Annotated in this window: 7 protein-coding genes; 5 read left to right on the top strand and 2 right to left on the bottom strand. The window is 74.0% G+C overall.

The genetic code is table 11. From position 1 onward, the window contains the following. Positions 1–91: 91 nt before the first annotated feature. Together CP978_RS03175 and CP978_RS03170 are read right to left on the bottom strand one after the other, a co-directional pair. Positions 92–1,177, bottom strand: coding sequence for a sulfite oxidase (locus CP978_RS03175; protein ID WP_174498601.1), 1,086 nt, complete (start codon positions 1,175–1,177; stop codon positions 92–94). A 94-nt stretch (positions 1,178–1,271) separates the two neighbouring features. Next, positions 1,272–2,348 (bottom strand): MerR family transcriptional regulator, encoded by a 1,077-nt coding sequence (locus tag CP978_RS03170; RefSeq protein WP_043437306.1) that lies wholly within the window; start codon positions 2,346–2,348, stop codon positions 1,272–1,274. Between the two features lie 272 nt (positions 2,349–2,620). Here CP978_RS03170 and hemQ point away from each other — a divergent pair, with 272 nt between their 5' ends. From hemQ to CP978_RS36055, 5 genes are all read left to right on the top strand, one after another. Beyond that, a complete protein-coding gene (gene hemQ / locus CP978_RS03165; RefSeq protein ID WP_043437302.1) occupies positions 2,621–3,361 on the top strand; it encodes a hydrogen peroxide-dependent heme synthase in 741 nt (246 codons plus the stop codon). A 177-nt stretch (positions 3,362–3,538) separates the two neighbouring features. Next, positions 3,539–4,177, top strand: coding sequence for a class I SAM-dependent methyltransferase (locus tag CP978_RS03160; RefSeq protein ID WP_043437300.1), 639 nt, complete (start codon positions 3,539–3,541; stop codon positions 4,175–4,177). A 1,113-nt stretch (positions 4,178–5,290) separates the two neighbouring features. Then, entirely contained in the window at positions 5,291–5,737 is a 447-nt protein-coding gene (locus CP978_RS03155) for a MarR family winged helix-turn-helix transcriptional regulator (protein WP_052453980.1), read from the top strand. After that, positions 5,734–8,580 carry an AAA family ATPase gene (locus CP978_RS03150; protein ID WP_052453979.1) on the top strand — a complete coding sequence of 949 codons (2,847 nt, stop codon included), beginning with the start codon at positions 5,734–5,736 and terminating at the stop codon, positions 8,578–8,580. The genes CP978_RS03155 and CP978_RS03150 overlap by 4 nt, the downstream gene beginning before the upstream one ends. Before the next feature lie 67 nt (positions 8,581–8,647). Then, on the top strand, positions 8,648–11,440 hold the full coding sequence (locus CP978_RS36055; protein ID WP_052453978.1) for an AAA family ATPase: 2,793 nt from the start codon (positions 8,648–8,650) through the stop codon (positions 11,438–11,440). The last annotated feature ends 4 nt before the right edge of the window (positions 11,441–11,444 follow it).

The raw sequence follows: 11,444 nt of genomic DNA, 5'->3' as shown, positions 1-11,444 counted from the left end.
ACGTTCCGGTTACCCCGCGATGGTGCCTTTCGAGGTGCCGGCCCGCCCGTCCCGGGGCGGCGGGCCCGCGGGGGCCAAGGGGGCGTGTCGGTCAGGGGGCGCACAGGACGCGTAGATGGGCCGCGGCGTTGTTGGCGTACCCCCTGGGGTTCCAGACGGTCGCCGGGGACTCGGGCTGCACGGTCGCCGTGGAGTCCCAGGCGCGGGCGACGAGTTCGGTCTCGCCCGGGGGCAGGGTGAGCGTGGTGCGCCAGTGCTGCCACGTCCAGGGGTTGTCCGGGGGGTCCAGATCGGCGTGGGTCCAGGTGCGGCCGTGGTCGGTGGAGACCTCCACGCGTGCCACGGTCCGGTCGTCCCCGGCGAGGGCGAAGCCGGTGATCTCGGTCGGCCCGGACGGCAGCCGGGCGTTCTTGGCGGGCCGCAGAATGGCGCAGTGCAGGGCGATCGGGCCGAGGGTGATGCCGTCCCCGGGCCCGGCCCGGAGAGGGTCGGCCTCGGCGGGCAGGATGCTGTATTCGGTCTGGAAGTAGTTGTCGGACGGTTCGGCCCGCGCGGTGATGCGCCGGAGCCACTTGACACTGCGGGCGCCGATCCAGCCGGGGACGATCACGCGCAGCGGGGCGCCGTGCGCTACGGGCAGTTCCTGGTCGTTCATGGCCCAGGCCAGCAGCACCTCCCCGGAGGTCGCCTTCGCCACCGGTATCGAGCCCCCGAAGGGCTGCGGCGGCTGGGCCTGCGGTGACACATCGGCACCGGTGAAGGCGATATGGGCCGCGTCGGGTCGCACCCCGGCCTCGGCCAGCACATCCGCCAGGCTCGCCCCGGTCCAGCGCGCGGTGGAGACGGCACCGGGGCCCCAGGAGACCTGGCCGGGGATGTCGCGCACCTCGATGAGGTCGGCCCGGCGGTTGCCCGCGCACTGCAGGGTCGCCACCACGCTCCGCTCGGGGAAGCGGCGCCGTAGTTCGTCCGACGACAGCTCCAGCGGGTGATCGACCAGGCCGTCCACCCGCAGCCGCCAGCTCTCGGGGTCGACGCGGGGGATCGGCGCGTGATTGCGGCCGTAGAAGCTGTCCAGGGGGGTGATCCGGCGGGTGAGGGCGCCGGGAGGGGATTCGGCGTTGTACGGCTCGGCCTGGTGGACCAGCACATCGTCCCGCTTGTTCCATATGCCCATAACGTCACTGTTCATCATGTCCGGCGCTCACGCCAGGCAGCCCGGGCGACGGGTGTCCTTCCGCCGCCCGGGCTCGATGACCGTACGGGTCGCCCTACTCGGCCCGGACGACGTCGGCGACCACACAGCTGATGTTGTCCGGGCCGCCGGAGCCGTTGGCGAGGGTGATGAGCTCGCGGACCGCCTGCTCGGGCTCCGTGCCCCCGGAGAGCACCCGGTGGATCTCGTCGGCCGGGACGACGGTGGACAGTCCGTCGGAGCAGAGCAGATACCGGTCTCCCCGCCGGGCGTCGTGGAGGCGCAGGTCGGGGGTGGCGTCGGCGCCTCGGCCCAGGGCCCGTACCAGCAGCGAACGCTGGGGATGGGTGGCGGCCTCTTCCGGGGTGAGGCGTCCTTCGTCGATCATCGACTGCACCACGGTGTGGTCGTGGGTGATCTGGAACAGGTGCCCGTCGCGCAGGAGGTGGACGCGGCAGTCGCCGATGTGGACGAGGGCGAGCTGGGATCCGGTCCAGTACATCGCGGTGAGCGTGGTGCCGGCCTCCTCGGGTGAGGGGCCGGTTCCGGCGATGCCGTGCACGGCCCGCTCTGCGCGGCCGAGGGCGTCCTCGAGGACGTTCAGAAGACTGCCTGCCGGTATGGCGTCGGTCTCGAGGTGCTTGAGCGCGTCGACGGCGGCCGCGCTGGCGGGGGCTCCCCGGCTTCCGAAGCCGTCGGCGACGGCGAGCAGACGGGAACTCGCATGCGCGGTGTCCTGGTTGCTCTCGCGGACCAGGCCCGTGTCGGACAGGGCGGCATAGCGGATGGCCAGCGGTTCGGTGGTCGGAGACATGGTGGGGTCCTCCCGGGAGAGATGGTCGACGAGGAAGGCGGCCAGGTCCCGCCGTGCGGCGGTGTCGGCCTCGACCTGGGCCCAGAACGCGCGGATCTCCTGGGCCGCCGGGCCCGCCTCCAGGGTGCTGATGTGCCGGATGCGGGCCAGGGGCATCCCCAGGCGCCGGAGCCAGGCGACCAGTCGGGCCTGCTCCAGTTGTTCCGGTGCGTAGAGGCGGTAGCCGGTCACCGGGTCCACGCGGGCGGGGGGCAGCAGACCGAGTTCGTCGTAGAGACGCAGTGCCTTCGGCGACAGCCGGGAAGCCCTCGAGAACGCCCCGATGGTCAGCAGACCCATGCTCGCTCCTCCTCGTGCCGGGCACCTCGCCCGGCCCCACCGATGCTGTGCCTTCCCCCACGGTGAAGGTCAACCATCGCCTTCCTTGCCTGCTGGGCAATCTTTTTGCCCACGAGGAAAGGTGCCGGATCTAATGCAGCCATGGACGCCGACGCCGGGCATCCGGCTCCTGGAGCGGAGCCCCGGGCGCGGAGTTCGGGGGCGGCCGTCGTCCGGTGACCGGGGCCGTCGGCTCGGCGTCGCTCGGTCCGGCCCGTGAATGTGGAGTGAGCATGTCGAACAGGGACCGCCTTCCGGAGCCGGCCGCCCCCGGGCGGCCGCCGGAGGCCGGCAAGAAGGCCAGGGAACTCAACAACGTCGTGCGGTACGCCCTGTGGTCGGTGTTCCGGCAGCGCGATGTGCTCCCGCCCGAGCGCGGCGGACTCGCGGACGAGGTCGTGGCCCTGTTCGAGCGACTCGACGCCGAGGACATCACGGTGCGGGGCGTCTACCGGCTGTCCGGGCTCCGGGCCGACGCGGACGTCATGATCTGGTGGCACGCGGAGACCGCGGACGCCCTCCAGGAGGCGTACCAGCGCTTCCGCCGCACCGCACTGGGGCGGAGCCTGGAGCCGGTGTGGTCGAACATGGCGCTGCACCGCCCGGCCGAGTTCAACCGGTCCCACATCCCGGCCTATGTCGCCGGTGAACGCCCGCGCGACCACATCTGTGTGTACCCCTTTGTGCGCTCCTACGACTGGTATCTGCTCCCGGAGGCCGAGCGGCGCGGCATGCTCGCGGAGCATGGCCGGATGGCCCGAGACTTCCCCGATGTGCGCGCCAACACCGTCCCCTCCTTCGCCCTGGGCGACTTCGAGTGGATCCTCGCCTTCGAGGCGGACGAACTGCACCGCATCGTCGACCTGATGCGCCGTCTGCGGGCCTCCGGAGCACGGCTGCACGTCCGCGAGGAGGTCCCCTTCTTCACCGGCCGCCGCAGTACGGTCCCCCGACTCGTCGCCGGACTCGCCTGACGCGCGCGGTGCTGACGCCGCTGGCGCTCGCCCTCGGACAGTGAGCCCTGGACCACCGTCCTCTGCCACGACGACCCCGACCGTTTCCCGCCCGCCGGCACCTCGGCGGCGGGGCGGCATCGGGGTCTGTCCGATTTTCGGTCGGCGGAGTCCCCACGCGCCCTAGTGTGCTCGTCCGTGACTGAACCTTCCTCGTATCACCGGGCGACCGCCGCCGCCTACGACGCCGTCGCCGTCCTCTACGCCGAGTTCGTCCGGGACGAACCCGGTCATCCGCTGGACCGTGCGGTGCTCGCCGCGTTCGCCGAGAGCGTGCGGTCCACCGGGCCCGGACCCGTGGCCGAGCTGGGCTGCGGGCCCGGGCGCATGACGGCCCATCTGCGGGACCTGGGGCTGGACGTCTTCGGTGTCGACCTGTCGCCGGTGATGATCGACCTGGCCCGCGAGACCTACCCGGATCTGCGGTTCGAGGTCGGTTCGATGGACGCCCTGGACCTGGCGGACGGCGGGCTGCGGGGTGTTGTCTCCTGGTACTCGGTCATTCACACCCCACCGGCTCATGTGCCCGCGTACTTCGCCGAGTTCCGGCGGGTGCTCGCGCCCGGCGGACTGCTTCTGCTCGCCTTCTTCGAGTCGGAGGGCGCGCCGGTCACGGCGTTCGACCACAAGGTGGTCACCGCCTACCGATGGCCGGTCGACGAACTCGCGGGTTCGGCCGGCGAGGCCGGCTTCACCGAGATCGGCCGGATGCTGCGCGAGCCGCGCGAGGGGGAACGGTTCCGCCACGGTCGTCTGCTGATGCGCAAGGGGGAGTAGGGCGGGGGACCCGCCTCGTCGCGGCCGGTCACCCGGCCGAGACTGTGCTGTCGTACCGTGCCCCACCGGCCCGCGACGGCATCGCCGATCGGCTTCCGGTCCGCGAAGCGTCCGGGACGGGTGCCGGGACGGCGTCGGTTCTCGTGCGGAACAGGGCTCGATTTCCGAAAAGCGGGTGAATGGTGCCTCTTTCGGCCAGGTTCTTCCCGGCCGGGACGAGGGCGCCGCTCGACGAGTCTCGATTTCGGCGTCGGGGAAGGACTTACGCCTTGAAGGTGGAGGGAATGTGAACCGAATTGGCGGATTGAGAGGTGTCTTGCCAGGGAATTGCGGAAGGGAAGATGCCCGAATCTTGCCCGGCTCGGGCGATATGGACGCACGGGGGACGCCGAAGCGGGCGGCGCGGCGGGGTGAACCGGCCGCTGCATGGTTCTCGTCGAACTCCCGCTCCTCCCGGTCGGGGTGCGTCCGTGCGGCTCCCAGTGGTCTCATGAGCGGAACCGGAAATTCCCTAGTGATGCGTTCGGACGTGACGGCGGTGGGTGCCGGGCCCCCGGGTGCCGGTGGTCCAGGAAGACGGGGGCGGTGGGCCGCCCCGCGGTCCGGTGCGGCCCGGAAGTGGGACGGCTGCACCGCCCACCTGCCCACGGGGGCGGCCCAGTTGCCGTCCGACGGGCCCCCGGCGGGGATCCCCGCGGCGTCGGCCACCGGGGGCGGGGGCGCCGGGGCGCGCCCCTCGCGCCGCACCCGGGCCGGACACGGCACCGCGCGTGCGCGGAAGCGGAAGGCCCCCGGCCCGCTCTCTCGACCCATACGGGCCCACGGGAGGCGGCGTTCGGGCCGTCGACGGACCGGGGTCCCGGTGGATCGCGGATCCGGCGCCCGGTCGGCAGAGGTAAAATCCGAAGCCCGGACGAACAGCGCCACGCCACACCACCGGCCATGTGAGCGCTCGTTAATTAATGCAAAGGCAGCCCGTCGACCACGGACGCCGACTCGTGCGGGACCATGCCTCGGCGTGCAACGGCATTCAGCCTCGAGTCGCATGCCGAATCGCATACCTCTGACTCGGCAATAGCTGACTGGACAACTGTTCTGGTTAGAATCCCCCGCGTGCCTTCCTCGGACCCGATCAGCCATCCCCTCATCACCACCTTCGGCCGCCTGTCGGAGGCCCACAGTCATCTGGAGCGGCGTCTGGGCACGGCCATGCTGAAGGAAGTCGGGCTGCCGCACGTCTGGTTCGAGGTACTGCTACGGCTCGCCCGTGCGGAGGAAGGGCAGTTGACCATGAGCACCCTGGCCGAGCAGATCGCCCTGACCACCGGCGGGGTCACCAGACTGATCGACCGGATACAGGCGGCCGGCTATGTCGAACGCTGCTACTGCGCCAAGGACCGCCGGATCGCCTACGCCGCCATCACCGACGCCGGTCACGACATCCTCACCCGTGCCGCGGCCGGACATCTGCGCCAGCTGCGCGACACCTTCGCCCCCTTCAGCGAGGACGACCTGACCACCCTGGACCATCTGCTCGACCGCCTCCGGAGCACCACGTGATACACGGCCGCGACAACGAGCTGACCGCACTCGGCGCCCAGGCGGCCGCCGCATCCCACGGCGAGACGCGGTGTGCGGTCCTGACCGCACCGTCCGGCTACGGCAAGAGCGCTCTCCTCGACGCCCTGCTGCGCAGTCCCGCCTGCCAGGACATGACCGTGCTGCGCGGCCGCTGCGGCGGGGCTTCGGCGGGCGCCGGGGCCTATGCGGGACTGCGGACGCTGTTCGCACCGGCCGACGCCCCCGCACCCGACCACCACCCGGAAGCGGCGGGCGCGGACGACCCGGCCGTGTTCCTGCCCGGGCCGGGGGACGGCCGGCCGTTCACCCTCACCTCCGCCTATCCGGTGTTCCGCCGGCTCAGCTCGCATGTGCTGCGGCTCACCGCGGACCGGCCGCTGGTGCTGGTGCTCGACGACGCCCACCACTGCGACGAACACTCCCTGCGCTGGCTGGACTTCCTGCTGAGGCGGGCGGCCGGACGCCCCCTGCTGGTGCTCCTCGCCCGGAGCTCCGGCGCCCAGCTGCGCGCCCCCCGTGCCTGGGCGGACCTCCTCGCCCACCCCGCCGTGTCCGTGACCTCCCTCGGCCCGCTCGGCGCCGATGCCGTCGGCGGCCTCGCCCGACAGGTATTCGGCGTCCCGGCGCACCCCCTGCTCGCCCAGCAGGTCGCCGCGGTCACCGCCGGTAACCCCCGCACCGTCGAACGACTGCTCGGCGAGCTGCGAAGCCAGGGTGCCGCTCCGGACGAGGCCGGCGCGCAGCGGGCGAGCGAACTCGGCGGCGCCATGGCGGCCGGGTCGGTGCGGCAGTTGCTGGACCGGGAGCCCCCCGAGGTCCGCAGCGTCGCCACGGCGATCGCGCTGCTCGACGGCACCCGGCCCCCCGAGTGCGTCACGGTCCTGGCGGACGTGGACCAGGCACAGGCCGACGAGGCGATCGCGGTACTGCGCCACGCGGGAGCCCTCACCCCCGACGGCGCGGGCCTGGTGCACGAAGCCGTACGCTCGGAGCTGCTGGAACCGCTCGGCTCCCGCCGGACGGCCGAACTGCACGCCCGCGCCGCGCTGTTGCTCAGCGACGCCGGCCGGCCCGTCGAACAGGTCGCCCAGCATCTGATGCGGATGCCCTGTGCCCAGGAACCCTGGATGAGCGCGGTGCTGCGCGACGCCGCCGCCCGGGCCGAGCAGCGCGGTGCCTTCGCCGAGGCGGCCGGCTATCTGCGCCGCGTCCTGGAGGCGGAGCCCGACGACGCCGAGGCGCGACTACGCCTGGCGCTCGCCGTGGCACCCGAGGACCCGCTGAGCGCCGTTCCGCTGTTCCGCACGGCGCTGGCCGGCACACCCGACACGTTCGCCCGAGCCGGTATCGCGGTCCAGTACGCCATGGCCTGCCTGTCCCTGCCGCTCCCGGCCACCTGCCGGGCGGAGATCCTGGGGGCCCTGGAGGCCGCCCGGGACGCCCTCGGCTCCGGCCCCGAGCGTGACCGGCTGCGCGACCAGGTGGCGGCCGTGCTGCTGCTCATGGGCCGGCGCGGCACCGGCGTGGCGGCACGGCAGCACCCCGTCACGGCGGCGCTGCCGTACCAGCCGCGCACCGATCTCCTCCAGGCGGAGGCGCTCGCGGGACTGCGCACCGCGCTGGCCGGCCACTCCCGGGAGACGGCCCTGAAAGAGGCCCGGCATGCGGTGGCCGCCGCCTCCCCCCAGCAGCCGCCGTGGCTGCTGTTCACCGCCGCCATCACCCTGGGCCTCGCGGACGAGACCACGGAAGCGCACCGGGCGCTGGACGCCATGCTGCGGCGCGGGGGCGACGAACCGACGGCCTGGGTGCGGGTGCTCGCCGGATCCCTGCGGTCCTTTCTGCTGCACCGGGACGGTGCCGTTCTCGACGCCGCGGCGGAAGCCCGCTCGGCGATCGACACGGTGGACCGGACGGGCTGCGACGTCCGGCTGGTGGCGGCACGAGCGGTGCTGGCGTCGGTGCTCGTGGACCGCGGCGAGCCGCGCCAGGCCGAACGGCTGCTGTCCCGGATGGGCCGCACCGAGCCGCACCGCTCCGCCCTCGCCTCCCTGCTGTATCTGCATGCCCGCGCCCGCACCCGCTGGGCGACCGGCCACCCCGCGCAGGCGCTGCGGCTGCTGCGCGAGTGCGGCTGGGCGCAGGAGACCGCCGGTGTGCAGAACCCGGTGCTCGCCCCCTGGTGGGCGGACACCTGCCTGATCCTCGCGGCCGTCCGCCGGCCCGCGGACGGCAGGGAACTGGCCGAACAGGGCGCCGAACGCGCCCGGCGCTGGGGAACACCCCGGGCCCTCGGGCTCGCCGCGCTCGCGGAGGGCGTCCTCACCCCGGGCAGGGCCGGCCTCGACCTGCTCACCGAAGCGGCCCACCAGCTCTCCACGTCACCCGCGGTGGCCGAGTACGCCCGCGCCGAACACGCGCTGGGCCAGGCCCTGCTGCAGTACGGCGACGAGGCCGGGGCCCGGGAGCGGCTGCGCAGGGCGGCCGGCATCGCGGGCGGCTGCGGGGCGCTCGCGCTGGCGGAGTCCGCCCGCCGCCTGCTGGTCTCCGCCGGAGGACGCATGGGCCACACCCCCGGCACACCGGCCGGGGGCCTGCTCACCACCACGGAGCTCAAGGTGGCCGGACTGGCGGTGTCCGGGGCCAGCAACCGCCAGATCGCGCAACGGCTGTTCGTCACGGTGCGCACCGTGGAGTCACATCTGACCAATGTCTACCGGAAGCTCGGCGTACGCCGACGGGACCAGCTCGTGGTCGCGCTGCGCGCCGTGCACGGCCGCTCATGGCCCCTCCCGGGCTGGCCGGTGCCGGAAGGGGCCTGAGCATCCGTCCCCTCGAGGACGTACACAAGACAAGGCAACGGGGGCAGGGAAACGGGGTGAGTGACGGATGACGGGGTCGACCCCCTCTCCTCAACCGCTGTACCAGGCACGACCGGCCACGGCCACCGCGGAGCCGCCCGCCGGTGTCCGCGCGCGGGAACGGGCGACGGTGGCGGCCGTCGTCGACGGGCTCGGCACCTCGGGCCCGGTGCTCGTCACACTGTCGGGCAGAAGCGGGTTCGGCCAGTCCGCCCTGGTCCGGCTGGCCGCCGACCGGGCCCGTGCGGCGGGCCTGCGGGTGCTGCGCGCCCGGGTGACGCCGGCGGAGTCCGAGCTGCCGTACACGGCGGTCACCCAGCTGCTCGAACCGCTCGACGCCCGCCCGGCCGAACGCCCGGCGACATCGCAGGGGCCGAACCGGCGTGAGCCCTTTCCCGGGCTGGCCGGGCTGCTGCGCGCGGCACGCGAGCGTCCGACCGTGCTCGCCGTCGAGGAGGCGCACTGGCTCGACCGGGAGTCGCTGCACTGGCTCCAGGCACTGCTGCGCCGCAGCGCCGGGACGCCGCTCGCGGTGGTGTGCGGCGGCAACGACACCGCGGCGGCCGATCCCGGATGGCAGAGCGCCCTCGGCTCCGTCCCCGGCCCGCTCGCCCACCACCTCACCCTGGCACCACTGCCCCCGGAGGAGGTGGCCGCCGAGGTCGCCCGGGTCTGCGGGCCCGCGGACGACGCGTTCACGGCCGAGGCCCGCCGGATCAGCGCGGGGCATCCCACGGTGCTCCACGACCTGGTGCAGCGGTTCGCCGCGCTCGGGCACCGCCCGGCCGCCGACCGGGTGCCGGCCCTCCGGGCGATCGGCACCGAGGTGCTCGGCGACCAACTGCTGTACGCCGTACGGGGACTCGGCCCCGAGGCGGGCGAGGTGGTACGGGCCCTGGCGGTCTGCGGGGACCTCCTCGACCTCCAGGTGGTGCGCACCCTCACCCGCGTCCGCTCCTTCAACGAGAACCGGCTGCGAGCGGCCCTCGCCCGGACCGTCGGCATCCGCACCCTGCCCAACGGCCGCCTGAGCGTCGAACCGGAGCTGCGGGTGCGGGTCCTGGAGGAGATGACCGCCGACGACCGGACCGAACTGCACATCAGGGCCGCCGAACTCGCCCATCGCGCCGGAGCCGACGACCGTGCCGTGGCCGAGCTGTTGCTCGCCGCGCGCCCCACCGGGTCCGCCTGGGCGACCCGCACCCTGCGCCGCGACGCGGAGCACGCCGTGCGGGAGGGGGAGCACGCCCGCGCCGCCGTGCTGCTCGCCCGCGCCTCGGAGGAGGAACAGGACCCCGCCGAGCACGCCCGCCTCGGCCTCGAACTGGCCGCCGTGCAGCTGATCATCGAACCCGAGGCCGGCGACCTGCGGATCGAGCGGCTGATCCGGACCCCGGGCACCCCCGCCGCGGTACGCCTGTACGCCGCCGACCTCGGCCTCACCGCCGGCGGCAGCGAGACGGTGAGCCGATCGCTCGCGGACGCGCTGACGGTCACCTCCGGGACCGAACGGGACGATCTGCTCGCGCTCTTCTGGGCCGCCGACCCGACCGGTCAGCACCACGGCGACCGCGCCCTCTCCCTGCCCACGGTGCCGCCCCTGCCGCAGTCTCCGGCGACGCCCGCCCAGGCCGCCGTGCGCGCCTGGCAACTCGCGCTGTACGGCGAGAGCCTCCACGAGGTCAGGAGCCTGGCACAGGTCGCCCTGGCGCACGACCGGGGGCCGGACGGCCCGCTCGTCCAGCCCGTCCTCGCGGCCTGCAAGGCCCTGTGCCTCACCGACCGGCTGGACGACGCCGAGTTCGCACTGAACCGGCTGCTCGGGGCGCTCGGCGGCAGCCGGCGCCGACTGGCCGCCCCCCAGATCCTGGCGCTGCGCGGCGAACTCAACGTACGCCGGGGCCGGTTCGCCCAGGCGGAGCGGGACCTGGAGGCCGCCGAACGTGGGGCGCGCGAGCTCGGCAGATCCGCCGCCCTGCTGCCCCATCTGTACGGCATCCGCACCGTCGTGGACGTGGAGAGCGGCCGCGAGGAGTCGGCACGCGAACGCGCCGCGACACCCCTGCCCGCCGCCGCCGAGGACAGCGAGCACTGGCCCCGCCTGCTGTTCGCACGCGGAGTGGTCGCCCTGCGCCGCGGGGACCCCCGAGCGGCGCGCGACCAGCTCCAGGAGTGCGGCCGACGGCTGCTGAGCCGCCATCATCTCAACCCCGCCCTGGTTCCCTGGCGTTCACTGACGGCCCTGGCCTGCCACACCATGGGCGAGCCGGCCGAGGCCCGCCGCCTGACCGAACAGGAGCTGGCACTCGCCCGGCGCTGGGGCGCGGGCAGCACCGTCGCCTGGGCCAAGCTGAGCGCGGTGCTGACGGCCGGGCGGGAGGACCGGCTCACGGGCATCCGCTCGGCCATGGGCACGGTGCGCTCCGCGCCGACCGGCCCCGAGTACGCCCGAGTCCTGGCGGAATACGCGGCCCTGGAGATGACGGAGAGCGGCGGCGACCGGCGCACGGCCGCCGTGTCGCTCGCCGAACTGAGCGCCCTGACCGTCGCCCACCCGGACGCCCCCATGGCGGTCCGGGCCCGCGCGCTGGCCCGAGCGGCCACCGGCACCGTGTCGGTCCCGGGCTGGGACGCCCTCTCGGCCGCCGAGCAGCAGTCCGCGCTCCTCGCCGGCCGTGGCCGCAGCAACCGGGACATCGCCGCACTGCTGCAGATATCGAGCCGTGCGGTCGAACTCCGGCTCGCCCGCGTCTACCGCAAGCTGCGCCTCGACGGGCGCCGGGAACTGCGGGAACTGGTCCGCGCGATGGAAGGACACTGAACCC

Source organism: Streptomyces nodosus, from assembly GCF_008704995.1.
In the GTDB taxonomy this organism is placed as follows: Bacteria; Actinomycetota; Actinomycetes; order Streptomycetales; family Streptomycetaceae; genus Streptomyces; species Streptomyces nodosus.
Note: the sequence above shows the minus strand (reverse complement) of the source record. Positions and strands in the feature narration are given on the sequence as shown.